We start from the raw sequence: 18315 nt of genomic DNA on the forward strand, positions 1-18315 counted from the left end.
GGTGCCGGGCGAGAAGGTCGACGTCGTGGACACGATCGGCGCGGGCGACACCGTGAACGCGGCGCTGCTGCACGGCCTGGCCGCGCAGGACGCGCTGTCCCCGCAGGGGCTGGCGGGGCTCGGTGCCCGGGATGCCGAGGTCGGCTGCGCGCTTGTCGGCCATGGCCAGCAGGCGGCGGATGCGGCCGGCGACGGCGTCCCTGGTCAGCGGCGGGTCGGCGAGGGCGCCCAGCTCCTCCAGGGAGGCCTGCTTGTGCTCCATGCGCAGGCGCCCGGCGGCGGCGAGGCGCTCGGGGACGTCGTCGCCGAGGATCTCCAGGGCGCGGGCGACGCGGGCGCCCCCGGCGACGGCGGCGCGCGCCGAGCGGCGCAGGTTGGCGTCGTCGAAGTTGGCCAGCCGGTTCGCCGTGGCACGGACCTCGCGGCGCATCCGCCGCTCCTCCCAGGCCAGCACGGACTCGTGGGCGCCCAGCCGCGTCAGCAGCGCGCCGATGGCGTCACCGTCACGGACGACGACCCGGTCCACCCCGCGCACCTCCCGGGCCTTCGCGGCGATGGACAGCCGGCGCGCGGCGCCCACCAGCGCGAGCGCGGCCTCCGGGCCCGGGCAGGTCACCTCCAGGGAGGAGGAGCGGCCCGGCTCGGTGAGCGAGCCGTGGGCGAGGAAGGCTCCGCGCCAGGCGGCCTCGGCGTCGCAGGTGGCCCCCGAGACCACCTGCGGCGGCAGGCCGCGGATCGGACGGCCCCGGCCGTCCACCAGTCCCGTCTGCCGGGCCAGCTGGTCGCCGCCCGCGACCACGCGCACCACGTAGCGCGAGCCGCGGCGCAGCCCGCCCGGTGCCATCACGATCAGCTCGGAGCTGTGCCCGAAAATCTCCAGAATGTCCCGCTTCAGGCGCCGGGCGGCCATCGCGGTGTCCAGTTCCGCCTCGATCACGATGCGCCCGCTGACCAGGTGGAGGCCGCCGGCGAACCGCAGAATGGCGGAGACCTCCGCCTTCCTGCAGCAGGTCCGGGTGACGGGGAGCCGGGAGATCTCGTCCTTCACCGCTGCCGTCATCGCCATGGGCCGATCCTTCCATGCATCCGAAAAATACGGTCGTACGCGGCGGCCAGCAGCTCAGGGTCGTGCCGAGGGGTTCCGTCCCTGCGGGCCACAGGGGCCAGCTCGACCGCGGCCCCGAACCGCTTGGCGGCCTCGGTGAGCACGTCGCGGTCGGGCACGGCGGCCTCGTCGGCCAGCACCACGTCCAGGGCGAGTTTAGGGGCGTGTCGTCCCAAAACCTCCAAATGACGCTGCGGGGAGAAGCCCTCGGTTTCTCCCGGCTGCGGGGCGAGGTTCAAGGAGAGCACGCGGCGCGCCTTGGTGGTGGTCAGGGCGTCCAGGAGGTCGGGCACCAGCAGGTGCGGGATGACCGAGGAGAACCAGGAGCCGGGACCGAGCACCACCCAGTCCGCGTCCAGGACCGCCTCGACGGCCTCGGGGACGGCGGGCGGGTCCGGCGGCACCAGGTGCACGGACTGCACCTCGCCGGGGGTGAGCGCCACGGTCGCCTGACCGCGCACCGTGTCCACGTCCTCGGGCCGCTCCGGGTCGTGGCCCTTGACGAGGGCCTGCAGTTCCAGGGGCACGGCGGACATGGGCAGCACGCGCCCGTGCGCGCCCAGCAGCTTGCCGACCAGGTCCAGGGCCTGCACGTGGTCGCCGAGCTGTTCCCACAGGGCGACGATGAGCAGGTTGCCGACCGCGTGGTCGTGCAGGTCGCCCTGGGAGGTGAACCGGTGCTGGATCACGCGGGCCCAGGTCTGCCCCCAGTCGTCGTCGCCGCACAGCGCGGCCAGCGCCTTGCGCAGGTCGCCGGGCGGCAGCACGCCCAGTTCGTCGCGCAGGCGCCCGCTGGAGCCGCCGTCGTCGGCCACGGTGACGACGGCGGTGAGGTCGCCGGTGATCCGGCGCAGCGCGGCGAGCGACGCGGACAGCCCCCTGCCGCCGCCGAGCGCGACCACCTTGGGCTGGGCGCCCCGGCGCCGCGGCCGGGCGCCGCGGGCCTCGGCGGGGCGGGCGGCGCGGGGGTCCGGCGCGATACGGCCCGCGCGCGATTCGGGCATCACCCGGCGCAGCCGGCCCAGCCGTGGAGAACGTCCGGTCACTCGCGCCCCATGTCCCGGTGGACGACGACGGTCTCCACGCCCTCGGCCGCGAGCCGTGCGGCGAGCTTCTCCGACATGGCCACCGAGCGGTGCTTGCCGCCCGTGCAGCCGATGGCGATGGTCACGTAGCGCTTGCCCTCGCGGCGGTAGCCGGCCGCGATGAGCCGCAGCAGCTCGGCGTAGCGGTCGAGGAACTCCTTGGCGCCGGGCTGGTTGAAGACGTACCCGGCGACCTCCTCGTTCAGGCCGGTGTAGGGGCGCAGCTCGGGGACCCAGTGCGGGTTGGGCAGGAACCGCATGTCGGCGACGAGGTCGGCGTCGACGGGGAGGCCGTACTTGAACCCGAAGGACATCACCGTGGCCCGCAGCTCGGGCTCCTCCTCGCCGGCGAACTGGGCGTCCATCTTGGCGCGCAGCTCGTGCACGTTGAGGCTGGAGGTGTCGATGACCAGGTCGGCGTCACCGCGCAGCTCGCGCAGCAGCTCGCGCTCGGCGGCGATGCCGTCCACGATGCGGCCGTCGCCCTGGAGGGGGTGCGGGCGGCGCACCGACTCGAAGCGGCGCACCAGGGCGTCGTCGGAGGACTCCAGGAAGACGATCCGCCGGGTGACGTTCTTCGCCTCCAGGTCCGCCAGGGACTCGCGCAGGTTGTCGAAGAAGCGCCGGCCGCGGACGTCCACGACGACCGCGATGCGCGCCACGTTGCCCTGCGAGCGGGCACCCAGCTCCACCATGGTGGGGATGAGCGCGGGCGGCAGGTTGTCGACCACGAACCAGCCGAGGTCCTCCAGACATTTGGCAGCCGTGGACCGGCCGGCCCCGGACATGCCGGAGATGATCACCAGCTCGGGGATGGCCGCGTCGGGGACGCCGGCCGTGTCGATGCCCTGACTCACCTGTGCTCCGTCTTCCTGGACCGCGCGCTTGCGCTGATCCTTGCGGGTCTCGTCGCGGGCCCGGTCCGGTTCGGTCGCGGGCTGCTCGTGCTCGGTCATGTCTCCTGCCCCCGTCGTCTCTGCGGGGCGCCCGCGGGAACGGGCTCCCCTGCGGCACCCGCCGTCGTCCCGGGTGCCGACTCGTCCACGTCTTCCATGATCTCTCCGGTCGCCGTGTTCACGGCGGGTGCGGCCGGGGCCGCCTGGGCGAGGGCCGCGGCGATCGTCTCGGCCGTCTTGCGGCCTATGCCGGGTACCTCGCAGATCTGGTCGATTGTGGCGGACCGCAGCTTTTTCACCGAGCCGAAATGCTTGATCAGCGCCCGCTTGCGCGTCTCGCCCAGGCCCGGCACGTCGTCCAGGGGGCCGGCGCGGAACCGCTTGGCCCGCTTGGTGCGCTGGTAGGTGATGGCGAAGCGGTGGGCCTCGTCGCGGACGCGCTGCAACAGGTACAGCCCCTCGCTGGTGCGGGGCAGGACCACCGGGTCGTCCTCGCCGGGCAGCCACACCTCCTCCAGGCGCTTGGCCAGACCGCACACGGCGATGTCGTCGATGCCCAGCTCGTCCAGGGCCCGCCGGGCCGCGGCGACCTGCGGCTGTCCGCCGTCCACGACGACCAGCTGCGGCGGATAGGCGAACTTCCTGGGGCGGCCGTCCTCGTCCTTGAGACCGTCCCCCTTCGGGGCGTCCTCACCGAGGCCGGCGTCCCTGTGGCCGTCCTGCTGGAGGCCGTCCTCCTTGACGTCCTCGCCGTCGTCGTCCCCCCACTCGCCGGTGCGCTCCTTCTCGGCCAGGTAGCGCCGGAAGCGGCGGGTGATCACCTCGTGCATGGAGCGGACGTCGTCCTGCCCCTGGAAGCCCTTGATCTGGAAGCGCCGGTACTCGCTCTTGCGCTGCAGGCCGTCCTCGAAGACGACCATGGACGCGACCACGTCCTCGCCCTGCAGGTGGGAGATGTCGTAGCACTCGATGCGGAGCGGGGCGCTGTCCAGGCCGAGCGCGTCGGCGATCTCCTCCAGGGCGCGCGAACGGGTGGTCAGGTCGGAGGCGCGCTTGGTCTTGTGCAGGACGAGCGCCTGCTGGGCGTTGCGCTGCACCGTCTCCATCAGGGCCTTCTTGTCACCGCGCTGCGGGATGCGCAGGGACACGCCCGAGCCGCGGCGCTCGGTGAGCCACTGCTGCACCGGCTCGACCGGGTCGGGCAGGGCCGGGACGAGCACCTCCTTGGGCACGGCGTCGCCGCTCTCCTCGCCGTACAGCTGCTGCAGGGCGTGCTCGACCAGGGCGCCGGTGGTGATCTCCTCCACCTTGTCGGTCACCCAGCCGCGCTGACCGCGCACGCGTCCGCCGCGCACGTGGAAGATCTGTACGGCGGCCTCCAGTTCGTCCTCGGCCACGGCGATCAGGTCGGCGTCGGTGGCGTCGGCGAGCACGACCGCGTTCTTCTCCATGGCCTTCTTCAGGGCCCCGATGTCGTCGCGCAGGCGGGCGGCCCGCTCGTACTCCATCTCCTCGGCCGCCTGCGTCATCTGCCGCTCCAGACGGCGCAGGTAGGTGCCGGTGCGGCCGGCCATGAAGTCGCAGAACTCCTCGGCCAGTTCCCGGTGGTCCTCGGCGGAGATCCGCTCGACGCAGGGCGCCGAGCACTTGCCGATGTAACCCAGAAGGCAGGGGCGGCCGGTGCGGGCGGCGTTCTTGAAGACGCCGGCCGAGCAGGTGCGCACCGGGAACACGCGCAGCAGCAGGTCGACGGTGTCGCGGATGGCCCACGCGTGCGCGTACGGCCCGAAGTAGCGCACGCCCTTCTTCTTGTGGCCGCGCATGACCTGCACGCGTGGGAACTGTTCGTTCATCGTCACCGCGAGGTACGGGTAGCTCTTGTCGTCGCGGTACTTGACGTTGAACCGGGGGTCGTACTCCTTGATCCAGGAGTACTCCAGCTGCAGCGCCTCGACCTCCGTGGACACCACGGTCCACTCCACGGACGCGGCCGTGGTGACCATGGTGCGGGTGCGCGGGTGGAGGTTCGCCAGGTCCTGGAAGTAGTTCGCCAGACGCTGGCGCAGGCTTTTCGCCTTTCCGACGTAGATCACCCGGCGGTGCTCGTCGCGGAACCTGTAGACCCCGGGACAGTCCGGGATGTCTCCCGGCTTGGGGCGGTAGCTGGAGGGGTCGGCCATGTCTCACACCCTACTGGCGGGGGCTGACACAGCGGTGGGCCTGTGGACAACGCGCGGCACGCCGCCCGCACGGACGGACGGCCCCCCGCTGTGACCAGCCGCCTTCGCCGGGACCGGAGATCCACCGGGGCGACGCCCGGCTCGGCCCGCCGGGGTCCGAGTCGGCCACGGGCGCGCCACCGATGCGCCGTCGACGCGCCATCCGTCCGCCTCGGGTGTTGTCGGGTCTTGGTCAACACGCTTCAATGCGGGGAACGCCGGGGCCGCGGTGCTCCGCGCCTTGCGTGAGCGGTCCGACCAGCCGCCCGCATCCACACAGAAAGGCCCGTGCATGCCGCACGCCCCACAGCACGCGGACGTCGCCGGCGCGGAACTGGACACGGCCCTGCGGGGCGGCCCGTTCCACGTCGCGCTGCGCGCCGCGATCGCCGCCCGCGGACTGCCGCTGCAGCGCGTGCAGCACCATCTGGCGCGCCACGGCGTCAGCGTCGGGGTGACCAGCCTGAGCTACTGGCAGCAGGGCGCCCGGCGCCCGCAGCGCCCGGAGTCGCTGCGCGCCGTGCGGGCCCTGGAGGAGATCCTGCGGCTGCCGGAGGAGTCGCTGATCCGGCTGCTGGCCGAGACCGGGGAGCGCCGGCCCGGCCGGCCGGCCGCCGTCCGCTCCTACCGGTCGCTCGTGGAAGCCTCCGACGCCCTGCGCGACCTGCTGGCCGAGCTGGGCGTCCCGCTCGACGGCGGGCTGCAGTCCCTCGGACACCACGAACGGGTGCGGATCGGGCCGCGCCGTGAACTCGCCGGACGCGAGGCGCAGCACATCGTGCGCGCCCACCGCGACGGCGTGGACCGCTTCGTGGCCGTGCACCACGGCGACCCGGGATGCGTGCCGGAGCGGATGGCCGTGCGGGCGCTGGAGAACTGCCGCACCGGGCGCGTGCTCCGGCACCACCCCACCGGGCTGCTGGTGGCCGAACTGCTCTTCGACACCCGCCTGCGGGCCGGTGAGTCGTTCCTGTTCCGCTACGGCGTCGAGGACGGCACGGCCGGTGTGTCGCACGAGTACGTCCGGGCGTTCGACCCGGCGGGCGGACAGTACGCGCTGCAGGTGCGCTTCGACGCCGACGCGCTCCCCGCGCGCTGCCACCGCTTCACCCAGAACTCGCCGGCCGCGCCGCGCGGTGGCCGGCAGGAGCTGCCGGTGAGCGAACGGCACCGCTCGGTCCACCTCGTCGAACCGCGCGTGCGGTCGGGGATCGTGGGGATCGGCTGGGACTGGGAGTAGGTGCTCGGGCGGCGGCGCGGGCGGGCGTCGCCAGCGGGTGAGCGGACGGGGTCAGGCGCCGGGACCGGCGATGACCTTGCCGGCGTCGGCCCGCACCGGGAGCGCCGCCAGCGGCTCGGTGGCCGGGGACTGCACCACCTTTCCGGTGGTGGCGTCGAACCGGCTGCCGTGGCAGGGGCAGATCAGGGTCGTGCCCTGCAGCTTGTTGATCGCACACCCCGCGTGCGTGCAGATCGTGCTGAACGCCTTCAAGGCGCCACCGGCGTCCCTGCTGACGACCACGTTGTGGTCCCGGTACAGCTTGGCGCCGCCCTTGGGGATCTCGCTCTCCGCGCCGAGGTCGACGGGGGCCGTCGGGGTCGCGGGGGCCGAGGCGCCGCCGTCCGGCCCGCAGGCGGCGAGCCCGAGCCCCGCGACGGGGGTGAGGGCCGCTCCTCGAATGATCGTACGGCGGCTCGCGGACGGACGGCCGGGCATGCGGAACTCCCCTGGTCGAGGTCTGTGCAGGGCGACGATACCCACCCCGCCGGCTCCGCCCGGGAGCGGGGGCGCCTGGGCGCGCGTGCGTGCGCCCCGGGTCGTAAACGCTTGCGCAAGCGTTTACGACCCGGGGCGCGATGGGATACGGTCCCGGCCACAGGCACCGCAGGGCACTCGGGGAGGGAGACGCGATGCCCACGATGGCCGACGTCGCGCGGAGTGCCGGAGTCTCCGTGGCGACCGTCTCGCACGTGCTCAACGGCACCCGGCCGGTGCTGCCGCACACCCGGCAGGCGGTCCTGGACGCCGTGGAGGAACTCGGGTACACACCCAACGGCCTCGCCCGCTCCCTGGTGACCTCCCGCACCCGGTCCATCGGGCTGGCGGTGTCCGCGATCAGCAACCCGTACTTCACCGAGATCCTCCAGGGAGTCGAGGCGTGTGCCCTGGAGCACGGCTACAGCCTGCTCCTCGCCGACCCGCACGACGATCCCGAGCACGAGCGCACGGTGGTCCAGCTGCTGCACGAACGGCGTGTGGACGGTGTGATCGTCGCCCCGTCCGCGCGGCCGGACGCGCTCGTCGCGTATCTGACGCGCCATGCCCTGCCGGCCGTGTTCCTCGACCGGCTCCTGCCCGCCGCCGCGGGCCAGGGGCCGCGGCGGCCACCGGCGTTCGACCAGATCGGCGCCGACGGCGCCGCCCCCACGGCCCGGCTGGTCGGCCACCTCGCCGCGCTGGGACACCGCCGGATCGGACTGGTCGCCGGGCTGCCCGGCTGGAGCACGACCGCTGAACGCCTCTCCGGTTACCGCCACGGTCTGGCCGCGGCCGGACTCCCCTACGACGAACGGCTCGTGGTGCACGGCGACTCCTCGGCCGACGGGGCCGCACGCGCCACCGCGGACCTGCTCGCGCTGGCCGTGCCGCCCACGGCGCTGGTCACCGGCAACAACGCGATGACCATCGGCGCCCTGCGGACCCTGCGCGAGCGCGGCCTGACCGTTCCGGTGGACATGGCGCTGTGCTGCTTCGACGACTTCGACTGGGCCGACCTGTTCACGCCGGCCCTGACCGCGATCGCCCAGCCGGGCCGGGACATGGGCGCCGGGGCGGTCCGGCTGCTGCTGGACCGGCTCGCCGCGCCGGACCGGCCGGCCCGGACCGTGCGCCTGCCCTGCACCTTCGTCCACCGCACCTCCTGCGGCTGTCCCCCGCCGCCCGAGAAAGGATCCGACTCGTGATCGTCGTCGCCGGAGAGGCCCTGATCGACCTGGTACCGCAGGGCTCGGGCCCCCTCGCGGACCTCACGCCGGTACTCGGCGGCGGCCCGTTCAACACGGCCGTCGCCCTCGGCCGCCTCGGCTCCCCCACCGCCTTCTGCTCCCGGGTCTCCGAGGACGCCTTCGGGCAGGCCCTGCTCGACGGGCTGCGGCAGGCCGGCGTCGACGTCTCGGCCGTGCAGCGCGGCCCCGAGCCGACGACGCTGGCGGTGGCGACGGTCTCGGGCGACGGCTCGGCCGCGTACTCCTTCTACGTCGAGGGCACCGCCGACCGGCTGTTCACCGCGCCCGCCGCGCTGCCCGCCGCAACCCGCGCGGTGTCCTTCGGCACCTGCTCGCTGGTGCTGGAGCCGGGTGCGAGCGCCTACGAGGAGCTGATGCGCCGCACGGCCGCGCAGGGGATGTTCACCGCGCTGGACCCGAACATCCGGCCGGGGCTGATCCCGGACGCGGACGCCTACCGGGCGCGTTTTCGCCGCTGGCTGCCCTCGGTGTCGCTGCTGAAGCTGTCCGAGGAGGACGCCCGGTGGCTGGGCGGCACGCCCGGCGAGTGGCTGGCCGCCGGGCCCTCGGCCGTCGTGGTCACCCATGGGGGCGACGGGCTCACCGCGTACACGCGGGACGGCGCGGAGCACTCGGTGCCGGGCGAGAAGGTCGACGTCGTGGACACGATCGGCGCGGGCGACACCGTGAACGCGGCGCTGCTGCACGGCCTGGCCGCGCAGGACGCGCTGTCCCCGCAGGGGCTGGCGGGGCTCGGTGCCGCGGGCGGGCGTCGGCTGCTGCGGTTCGCGGCGCGGGCGGCGGCCATCACCTGCTCCCGCGCGGGCGCCCAGCCGCCGTACGCGGCGGAGGTCGGCGAGCCGTAGCCGACGCCCTGGGACGAGGCAGCGCCCCGCGGGGGTTTCCGCGGGGCGCGTGCACATCCGGATCGTACGGTCAGGCCTTGCGGGCCCGGGGGATCTTCTTCGCGGGCTCGGCCTTCTTGCTCGCCGTGTTGTCGGCCCGGGTCCGGGTCGTGGCCGTCTTGCGGGCCGTGGACGCCGCCACCGCCTTGCGGGCCGCCTTGCGCGGTGCCTTCACCGGCTCCGCGTCGCTGATCCGGTCCGCGCCGAGGATCTCCCGCAGGAACTTGCCGGTGTGGCTGGCCGGTACGCCGGCGACCTGCTCGGGGGTGCCCTCGGCGACGACCAGGCCGCCGCCGGCGCCGCCCTCCGGGCCCATGTCGACGATCCAGTCCGCGGTCTTGATCACGTCGAGGTTGTGCTCGATGACGATGACCGTGTTGCCCTTGTCGACCAGGCCGGAGAGCACCTTCAGCAGCTTGCTGATGTCCTCGAAGTGCAGGCCGGTGGTCGGCTCGTCCAGGACGTAGACCGTGCGGCCGGTGGAGCGGCGCTGCAGCTCGCTGGCGAGCTTGACGCGCTGGGCTTCGCCGCCGGACAGGGTGGTCGCGGACTGGCCGAGCCGGACGTAGCCGAGACCGACGTCCTTCAGGGTCTTCAGGTGCCGGGAGATCGCCGGGACCGCCTCGAAGAACTCCGTGGCCTCCTCGATGGGCATGTTCAGCACGTCGGCGATGGACTTGCCCTTGTAGTGGACCTCCAGCGTCTCCCGGTTGTACCGGGCGCCGTGGCAGACCTCGCACGGGACGTAGACGTCCGGCAGGAAGTTCATCTCGATCTTGATGGTGCCGTCGCCGGCGCAGTTCTCGCAGCGGCCGCCCTTGACGTTGAAGGAGAAGCGGCCGGGCAGGTAGCCGCGGACCTTCGCCTCGGTGGTCTCGGCGAACAGCTTGCGGATGTGGTCGAAGACACCGGTGTACGTCGCCGGGTTGGACCGCGGGGTGCGGCCGATGGGCGACTGGTCGACGTGCACCACCTTGTCGACGAGGTCGTCGCCGTCCACGCGCGTGTGCCGCCCGGGGATGCTGCGCGCGCCGTTCAGCTCGCGCGCCAGGTGGGTGTACAGGATGTCGTTGACCAGCGTGGACTTGCCGGACCCGGACACGCCGGTGACCGCCGTGAACACGCCCAGCGGGAAGGACACGTCGATGTCCTTGAGGTTGTTCTCCCGGGCGCCGTGCACGGTCAGCTGCCGGGAGGGGTCGCGCGGGCGGCGCACGTCGGGCACCGGGATGGCCTTGCGGCCCGAGAGGTACTGGCCGGTCTGCGACTCGGTGTTGGCGAGCAGCTCCTTCAGGGAGCCGCTGTGCACGACCTTGCCGCCGTGCTCGCCCGCGCCGGGGCCGATGTCGACGACCCAGTCGGCGGCCTTGATGGTGTCCTCGTCGTGCTCGACGACGATGAGCGTGTTGCCCATGTCGCGCAGCCGGACCAGGGTCTCGATCAGCCGGTGGTTGTCGCGCTGGTGCAGGCCGATGGACGGCTCGTCCAGCACGTAGAGCACGCCGACCAGACCGGAGCCGATCTGGGTGGCCAGGCGGATGCGCTGGGCCTCGCCGCCGGAGAGCGTGCCGGCCGCGCGGTTGAGCGAGAGGTAGTCCAGGCCGACGTCGACCAGGAACCGCAGCCGCTCGTTGACCTCCTTCAGGACCCGCTCGGCGATCTTCTTCTCGCGGCCGTCGAGCTTCAGCCCGCGCAGGAAGTCCGCGCAGTCGCTGATCGACATCGCGGAGACCTCCGCGATGGACTTGCCCATGATCGTGACCGCGAGGACGACCGGCTTCAGGCGGGTGCCCTCGCAGCCGGGGCAGGGCACCTCGCGCATGTAGCCCTCGAAGCGCTCGCGGCTGGCGTCGCTCTCGGCCTCGCTGTGCCGGCGCTTGACGAAGTTGACGGCGCCCTCGAAGGAGGCCATGTACACGCGCTCGCGCCCGTAGCGGTTGCGGTAGCGGATCTCGATCTGCGTCTTGTGGCCGTACAGCAGGGCCTTCTTGGCGCGCTGGGGCAGCCCGGCGAACGGGATGTCGGTCCGGAAGCCGAGCGCGTCCGCCAGGGCGTGGATCTGGCGGTCGAAGTAGTCCTTGGTGTGCCCGTGCGACCAGGGGTGGATGGCGCCCTCGTCGAGGGTCTTCTCCACGTCCGGGACGATCAGCTCCGGGTCGACCTCCATGCGGGTGCCGATGCCGGTGCACTCGGGGCAGGCGCCGAAGGGCGAGTTGAAGGAGAAGGAGCGGGGCTCCAGCTCCTCGAAGGACAGGTCGTCGTACGGGCAGTACAGGTGCTCGGAGTACATGCGCTCGCGCTCGGGGTCGTCCTCGGGGAGGTCGACGAAGTCGAGCACGACCATGCCGCCGGACAGGCCGAGGGCGGTCTCGACGGAGTCGGTCAGGCGGCGCTTGGCGGAGTCCTTGACCGTGAGGCGGTCGACGACCACCTCGATGGTGTGCTTCTCCTGTTTCTTCAGCGTGGGCGGGCTGGAGAGCTGGATCGTCTCGCCGTCCACGCGCGCGCGGGAGTAGCCCTTGGCCTGCAGGTCGGCGAACAGGTCGACGAACTCGCCCTTGCGCTCGCGCACCAGCGGCGAGAGGACCTGGAAGCGGCTGCCCTCCGGCAGCTCCAGCACCTTGTCGACGATGGCCTGCGGCGACTGGCGCGTGATGGGGCGGCCGCATTCGGGGCAGTGCGGCTTGCCGATGCGCGCGAAGAGCAGCCGCAGGTAGTCGTAGACCTCGGTGATCGTGCCGACCGTGGAGCGCGGGTTGCGCGAGGTCGACTTCTGGTCGATGGAGACCGCCGGGGACAGCCCCTCGATGAAGTCGACGTCCGGCTTGTCCATCTGGCCGAGGAACTGCCGGGCGTACGAGGAGAGCGACTCCACGTAGCGCCGCTGGCCCTCCGCGAAGATGGTGTCGAAGGCCAGGGACGACTTGCCCGACCCGGACAGACCCGTGAAGACGATGAGCGAGTCCCGAGGCAGGTCGAGCGAGACGTTCTTCAGGTTGTGCTCGCGCGCGCCACGGACGATGAGACGGTCGGCCACGCCGGTCCGCACCTTTCTTGAGAGAAGTGACAGGGGCGGGGCCCCCGTGCTTCTTCAGACTAGGGGGAGCCACTGACAACGCCGGGTGGGATTCCCGGAAGCGCCCGGATACAGAACAATTCCCGGCTCTCCAGCATGCCCGACGCCGCACTCGACCTTATAGCACGTGTATTCGATTTACGGTCGCGGTCCGCCTCCTTCACCCGAAGGAGTGGCGCGGCTAGGGTCGGGCGCATGATGGATCACGCTCGTGACCTGGCGTCTGTACAGGACGCCACCGAAAGGCTGCTCGGCGCGGTCGCCGCCCTGGACAACGCGGCTGTGACCGACCAGTCACGGTTGCCGGGCTGGACGCGGGGCCACGTCCTGGCCCACCTGGCCCGTAACGCCGACGCCCTCGTCAACGTCTTCGAGGGCCGCCCGATGTACGTCTCGCCCCAGGCCCGAGACGCCGACATCGAGCGGGACGCCTCCCGTCCCCTGGACGTGCAGGTCGCCGACGTGCGCGAGAGCGCGGCCCGCTTCCAGAAGGCGGCCGCCGCGCTCGCGGACTGGTCGCGCACCGTGGAACTGCGCAACGGCGTCACCGACTCCGCCTCCCGGGTGCCGTTCCGGCGCTGGGTGGAGGTCGAGCTGCACCATGTGGACCTCGGCATCGGCTACGAGCTGGAGGACCTGCCGGCCGAGTTCACACAGCGGGAGATCGACTTCCTCGCGGAGCGCTTCTCGGGCCACGCCGACGTGCCCCCGACCCGGCTGACGGACGGCACGCGCGCGTGGCGCACGGGACGGGACGCCGCCGAACCGGCCGTCACCGTCACCGGGAGCCGGCCGGACCTGCTGGGCTGGCTCGCCGGACGGCGCGACGGATCGGCGCTCACGGCGACGGGCGGCGCGCTGCCGGCGCTTCCTCCGCTGTAGCCCGCCTCCGTCGCGTTGCGGCCCTCCCCTCAGCCCGTGGACGTTCCCCGGGCCGCCCCCGGCGATAGGCTGACGACCATGACGTACAGCGGAGAGGTGCGGGTCGGCGGCCCGGCGGACGTGCACGAGCTGAAGGACCTGATGATCACCAAGATCGCGGTCGGCCCGATGGACAACAACGCCTATCTGCTGCGCTGCCGGGCCACGGACGAACAGCTGCTGATCGACGCGGCCAACGACGCGCACACGCTGCTCGGCATGATCGGTGACGACGGCATCGCCTCCGTCGTCACCACCCACCGGCACGCCGACCACTGGCAGGCGCTGAGCGAGGTCGTGGCGGTGACCGGCGCGCGCACGTACGCGGGCCGGGAGGACGCCGAGGGGATCCCCGTGCCGACCGACGTCCTGGTCGACGACGGCGACGTCATCCGGGTCGGGCAGGTGCAGCTCACCGCACGCCACCTCGTCGGCCACACGCCGGGGTCGATCGCGCTGGTCTACGACGACCCGCACGGGCATCCGCACGTGTTCACCGGCGACTGCCTGTTCCCGGGCGGCGTGGGCAACACCTTCAAGGACCCGCAGGCGTTCGACCGCCTGATCCATGACGTCGAGACCAAGATCTTCGACGTTCTCCCGGACGAGACCTGGGTGTATCCGGGGCACGGCAACGACACCACGCTGGGCACGGAGCGCCCGCACCTGCCGGAGTGGCACGCGCGCGGCTGGTGAGCCCGGGCCGGGGGCGGCACCGCTTCCGGCCCTGGGCGGGCCAGCAGGACGGCGGAGCCTTCAGGCGTCCGCCCGCCGCGCTCCGGCAAGGGCCGCCACCCGCTCCACCGCGAAGGCGTACCCCTGGACGCCGCAGCCGGCGATGACGCCGTCGGCGCGCAGCGACACGTAGGAGTGGTGCCGGAAGGACTCGCGCCGGTGGATGTTGGAGATGTGCACCTCCACCACCGGCATCCCGTCGCAGGTGTTGAGGGCGTCCAGGATGGCGACGGAGGTGTGCGAGTAGGCGGCAGGGTTGATGACGATGCCGCAGTGGTGCAGCCGGGCCTCGTGGATCCAGTCGACCAGTTCGCCCTCGTGGTTGGACTGCCGGAAGTCCACGGTGCCACCGTGCGCGGCCGCCGCCTTGGTGCACAGGGCCTCGATGTCCGCGAGCGTGTCCGAACCGTAGATCTCCGGCTGCCGCTGCCCGAGCAGGTCGAGGTTGGGGCCGTTGAGAATCATGATCGGGGCGGTGGCGAGGGTGCGGGGCACGGTTCCTCCGGGTTCGGTCTGTGGACGGCCGTCCGCTGACGGTCGCTGCTCGTACCCGGTCTATCACGGCCCCTGCCCGCCCCTGCGCGCCCGGCGACAGCGGCCGGGGACCGGCCCTGGCGCGCCGACCGGCTAGGGATTGATGGCCAGTTCCAGGTACGCCGCGAAGATCACCAGATGGACGCCGCTCTGGAGGAGGGTGGCGCGGCCCGGCACCACGGTCAGCGAGGCGACGACCACCGTGAGCAGGAGCAGCAGCATGTGTGTGGGGCTCAGGCCCAGCACGAGCGGTCCGGGCAGCCACACGGAGGCCAGGGCGACCGCCGGGATGGTCAGGCCGATGCTGGCCATCGCGGACCCGAGGGCGAGGTTGAGGCTGGTCTGCACCCGGTCGCGCCGGGCCGAGCGCAGTGCCGCGATGGTCTCGGGCAGCAGCACGAGCAGTGCGATGATCACGCCGACGACCGCGTGGTGCAGTCCGGCGGCCGCGACGCCGGATTCGATGGTCGGCGAGACGCCCTTGGCGAGTCCGACCACGCCGACCAGGGCCAGCGCCAGCAGTCCCAGGCTGGTCCAGGCCTTCCGGGCGGAGGGCCGCTCGGCGTGGGCCTCGGAGGTGATCACCTGGCCCTGCCGGGTGATCGGCAGGAAGTAGTCGCGGTGCCGCACGGTCTGGGTGGCGACGAACACGGCGTAGAGGATCAGCGAGGACAGCGCGGCGAAGGTGAGCTGGACGCCGGAGAACTGCGGACCCGGCTTGCTGGTGGTGAACGTCGGCAGCACCAGACTCAGCGTGGCCAGGGTCGCCACCGTGGCCAGGGCGCCGCCGGTGCCCTCGGCGTTGAAGACGGCCGTACGGTGACGCAGCGAGGCCACCAGCAGGGACAGCCCGACGACGCCATTGCACGTGATCATCACGGCGGCGAACACGGTGTCCCTGGCGAGGGTGGCGCTCTTGGCGCCGCCGTCCACCATCAGCGTGACGATGAGGGCGACCTCGATCACGGTGACGGCGATGGCGAGGACCAGCGAGCCGAAGGGTTCACCGACCCGGTGGGCGACCACCTCGGCGTGGTGGACCGCGGCCAGCACCGACCCGGCCAGCACCACGCACACCAGCACGACCACCGCGGCGGGCAGGCCGCGCCCCCAGGTCAGGGCCAGCAGGACCACCGCGAGCACCGGCACGACGGTGGTCCACGCCCTGGTGAGCGCCCTGAGCCGCGTGATCATGTTGCGATCGTCCCGTATCCGGGCCGGGTTCGCATTCCGGCCCGGAGGCCAGGGCGGCGCCGGCGGATCGCGGTGGTGCGCGGACGAGCGGTCGAGCGCCGTGCTCCCCCGGCCTGCTGCCGTGTCCCGCTCAGACATCGACGCTGTCCTTCGGCGCGTCGCCGGCCTGCGGGGTCCGCACCTCCTGGGCCGCGGCCTGTTTCCGGCCGGCCGCCAGGCTGGTGAGCGTGGTGACGATCAGGACCGAGCAGATCACCCCGAGGGAGACGGGGATGCTGATCTGCGGGACATGCGCACCGGTCTCGTGCAGGGCGTGCAGCACCAGCTTGACGCCGATGAAGCCGAGGATGACCGACAGGCCGTAGGACAGGTGGACCAGCTTCTTCAGCAGGCCGCCTATCAGGAAGTACAGCTGTCGCAGACCCATCAGCGCGAAGGCGTTGGCGGTGAAGACGATGTACGGGTCCTGGGTCAGACCGAAGATGGCGGGGATCGAGTCGAGGGCGAAGAGGACGTCCGTGGTGCCGATGGCGAGCATCACGACCAGCATCGGCGTCATCACGCGCTTGCCGTGCTGCCGGATCCACAGCTTGGTGCCGTGGTAGCGGTCGGCCACGCCGAAGCGGCGTTCGACCACCTTGAGCACCTTGTTCTCCTCGTACTCCTCGTCCGCCGCGCCGGAGCGGGCCTCCTGGATGAGCTTCCAGGCGGTCCAGATCAGGAAGGCGCCGAAGAGGTAGAACACCCACGAGAAGTTCGCGAGGATCGCCGCGCCCGCTGCGATGAACACCGCCCGCAGCACCAGGGCTATGAGCACACCGATCAGCAGCACCCGCTGCTGGTACGGCGACGGGACGGCGAACTTCGCCATGATCAGGACGAAGACGAAGAGGTTGTCGACGCTCAGGGACTTCTCGGTGATGAAGCCCGCGAAGAACTCGCCGGCCGGCTGCCCGCCGGCGAAGACGAGCAGACCCAGGCCGAAGAGACAGGCCAGGGTGACCCAGACGACGGTCCAGATCCCGGCTTCCTTGATCGATACGTCATGGGGTTTGCGGCCGATGAAGAAGTCGACCGCGATGAGGGCGGCCAGGCCGGCCACGGTCAGGGCCCACAGGGCCATGGAAACGTCCACTGCGCCTCCGGCAGGTCGTCACGGCAAAGATGTCAGCGTCGTCGCTGCCGGAGGTCTCTTCCACCCGGGACGGGCCGACGCCCCGGGATCCGGTCCGGTCGAGTCCGTGCCGACCGATCGTCCGATCCGTAGTGACGGGTGCGTCGCAGTAGCAGGGAGTACTCCCCTCCGTGTGGACCACAGTACCCGAATCACCAAGGAGAGGTAAAGAGATCGGTAAAGTGAAGTTCAAACACGCTGGTCAGAGAGGCTTTACCTCTCCTTGGTGATCTCGCTCCCGGTTACTTGGCCCGGTGGTCCGCGGGAGCGGCGGGCACAGGGTCACGGGCTCGCGTCGTACCGGGCCCGCGCGACCCGTGTGAGCACCTGGTCGAGCACCTGGCTGCCCGAGGGGACCCTGGGCGGTTCGTACGTCCAGGCGTGTCCGACCCACGGGTCGGCCAGGTGGTCGTCCGCGACCGGCGTCAGCCGCAGCAGCGAACGCCACAGCGGGTCGAGCAACGGGCCGTAGGCGGCGGCGTCCTCCCGGTCGGCCACCAGCATCAGGTGCACCCCGACCGCCGGCCCCTCGTCCGCCAGATAGCGCAGCCGGGTCACGGCACGCTCGTCGAAGCCGTGGGGGAAGTCGTGGACGACGAGCAGCTGCCCGGCGGTGTCCAGGTGCGGCGGCAGCGCGTCGGGCACACCGGCGCGTACCGCCATCTGCACCAGGTCGACCCGCTGGGTGAGCCGGGTCAGGACGTCCACGATGTCCCTCGCACCGGTCGCGGGCGGACCCGCGAGCACACCGGCGCGCACCAGGGGCGCAAGAGCCTGCGACGCCGCCCCGGCCGGGTCGATGACGTGCACGGCGAACTCGCCCGCCGGGTGCACGGCGAGCAGCCGGGCCGCGTGGGCCACGGCCGTCTCCCTCGCCCATCCGCGCAGCCTGCCCGGGTCGGCGAAGGGATCGCCGGGCCGTCCGGTGCGCCCGCTGTCGATCCACAGGCCGCGCTCCAGCGGCAACCGGACCAGCAGGGGGATGCGCAGGGAGGGGCTCTCCGGCAGGTGGAGGTCGCCCAGCCGCATGGCCATCGGCATCTGCGTCGGCATCCGGTAGCCGTGCCAGACCGGATGGTCCCAGCCCGCGTACGCCGGCGGCAGCGCGGGTTCGACGACCTCCGCCTCGGCGGCCAGCTGGGCGAGGTCGCGGTCCAGAACGGCTCTGGCCTGGTCGACCAGCTGGGTGTGCCGGGCCCGGGCCGCCTCCCGTGCTGCCTCGGCCTGTCCCCCGGTCCGGCCGCGCGGGTCGGACAGGATCTCGTCGAGTTCCCGCTCCCGGCGGGCGTCGGCGAAGTCGACGGCGCCGCGGTAGGCGGCGGTGGTGCGGGCCAGGTCCTCGAACATGCCCCACACCTGGTGGTAGAAACGCTCGTCCATGGACCGTCCCGCCGCGTCGCCCGCGACGGGCGGTGCGGGCCGGCCGGGCGGGGCCGCAGGTGCGGCCGGCGGCGGAGGCTGTGGG

At 72.4% G+C, this 18315-nt stretch carries 13 protein-coding genes and 2 pseudogenes; 5 read left to right on the forward strand and 10 right to left on the reverse strand.

Annotated features, from left to right (window positions below; translation table 11 throughout):
- Window positions 1–118: 118 nt before the first annotated feature.
- From whiA to uvrC, 4 genes and pseudogenes are all read right to left on the reverse strand, one after another.
- Window positions 119–1066, reverse strand: a pseudogene (gene whiA / locus GV126_RS09160) (DNA-binding protein WhiA); the annotation flags it as partial.
- Complete coding sequence (locus GV126_RS09165; protein WP_159664328.1) at window positions 1057–2151, reverse strand: gluconeogenesis factor YvcK family protein; 1095 nt, start codon at window positions 2149–2151, stop codon at window positions 1057–1059. The gene GV126_RS09165 and the pseudogene whiA, both read right to left, overlap by 10 nt.
- Window positions 2148–3146, reverse strand: a complete 999-nt coding sequence (rapZ, locus tag GV126_RS09170; RefSeq protein ID WP_159664330.1) for an RNase adapter RapZ — start codon at window positions 3144–3146, stop codon at window positions 2148–2150. The genes GV126_RS09165 and rapZ overlap by 4 nt, the downstream gene beginning before the upstream one ends.
- Window positions 3143–5266: an excinuclease ABC subunit UvrC gene (uvrC, locus tag GV126_RS09175; protein ID WP_159664332.1), complete on the reverse strand. Its 2124-nt coding sequence runs from the start codon at window positions 5264–5266 to the stop codon at window positions 3143–3145. Before uvrC ends, rapZ begins: the two co-directional genes overlap by 4 nt.
- 331 nt (window positions 5267–5597) lie before the next feature.
- Between uvrC and GV126_RS09180 the strand changes: the two genes are divergently transcribed.
- The gene (locus tag GV126_RS09180; RefSeq protein ID WP_159664334.1) at window positions 5598–6545 is read left to right on the forward strand and encodes a hypothetical protein; all 948 of its coding nucleotides are present in this window, start codon (window positions 5598–5600) and stop codon (window positions 6543–6545) included.
- Window positions 6546–6596: 51 nt separating this feature from the next.
- Here GV126_RS09180 and GV126_RS09185 read toward each other — a convergent pair whose 3' ends face one another.
- Complete coding sequence (locus GV126_RS09185; RefSeq protein ID WP_028422628.1) at window positions 6597–7022, reverse strand: Rieske (2Fe-2S) protein; 426 nt, start codon at window positions 7020–7022, stop codon at window positions 6597–6599.
- Window positions 7023–7216: 194 nt separating this feature from the next.
- Here GV126_RS09185 and GV126_RS09190 point away from each other — a divergent pair, with 194 nt between their 5' ends.
- Together GV126_RS09190 and GV126_RS09195 are read left to right on the forward strand one after the other, a co-directional pair.
- Entirely contained in the window at window positions 7217–8269 is a 1053-nt protein-coding gene (locus GV126_RS09190) for a LacI family DNA-binding transcriptional regulator (RefSeq protein WP_159664336.1), read from the forward strand.
- A complete protein-coding gene (locus GV126_RS09195; RefSeq protein ID WP_159664338.1) occupies window positions 8266–9177 on the forward strand; it encodes a carbohydrate kinase family protein in 912 nt (303 codons plus the stop codon). Before GV126_RS09190 ends, GV126_RS09195 begins: the two co-directional genes overlap by 4 nt.
- Before the next feature lie 70 nt (window positions 9178–9247).
- Here GV126_RS09195 and uvrA read toward each other — a convergent pair whose 3' ends face one another.
- On the reverse strand, window positions 9248–12253 hold the full coding sequence (uvrA, locus tag GV126_RS09200) for an excinuclease ABC subunit UvrA (RefSeq protein WP_159664340.1): 3006 nt from the start codon (window positions 12251–12253) through the stop codon (window positions 9248–9250).
- 234 nt (window positions 12254–12487) lie between these two features.
- Here uvrA and GV126_RS09205 point away from each other — a divergent pair, with 234 nt between their 5' ends.
- Together GV126_RS09205 and GV126_RS09210 are read left to right on the forward strand one after the other, a co-directional pair.
- Complete coding sequence (locus GV126_RS09205) at window positions 12488–13174, forward strand: maleylpyruvate isomerase family mycothiol-dependent enzyme (RefSeq protein WP_159664342.1); 687 nt, start codon at window positions 12488–12490, stop codon at window positions 13172–13174.
- 78 nt (window positions 13175–13252) lie between these two features.
- Window positions 13253–13909, forward strand: a complete 657-nt coding sequence (locus GV126_RS09210) for an MBL fold metallo-hydrolase (RefSeq protein ID WP_159664344.1) — start codon at window positions 13253–13255, stop codon at window positions 13907–13909.
- A 60-nt stretch (window positions 13910–13969) separates the two neighbouring features.
- On the opposite strand, the gene aroQ is transcribed toward GV126_RS09210, so the two are convergent.
- From aroQ to GV126_RS09230, 4 genes and pseudogenes are all read right to left on the reverse strand, one after another.
- Window positions 13970–14443 carry a type II 3-dehydroquinate dehydratase gene (gene aroQ / locus GV126_RS09215; protein ID WP_159664346.1) on the reverse strand — a complete coding sequence of 158 codons (474 nt, stop codon included), beginning with the start codon at window positions 14441–14443 and terminating at the stop codon, window positions 13970–13972.
- 132 nt (window positions 14444–14575) lie between these two features.
- Window positions 14576–15676: a calcium:cation antiporter gene (locus GV126_RS09220; RefSeq protein ID WP_159664348.1), complete on the reverse strand. Its 1101-nt coding sequence runs from the start codon at window positions 15674–15676 to the stop codon at window positions 14576–14578.
- A 130-nt stretch (window positions 15677–15806) separates the two neighbouring features.
- Window positions 15807–16811, reverse strand: coding sequence for a TerC family protein (locus GV126_RS09225; RefSeq protein WP_159664349.1), 1005 nt, complete (start codon window positions 16809–16811; stop codon window positions 15807–15809).
- A gap of 321 nt (window positions 16812–17132) precedes the next feature.
- Window positions 17133–18315, reverse strand: a pseudogene (locus GV126_RS09230) (TerD family protein); the annotation flags it as partial.

It is taken from the genome of Streptomyces mexicanus, from assembly GCF_902506575.1.
Lineage (GTDB): Bacteria > Actinomycetota > Actinomycetes > Streptomycetales > Streptomycetaceae > Streptomyces > Streptomyces mexicanus.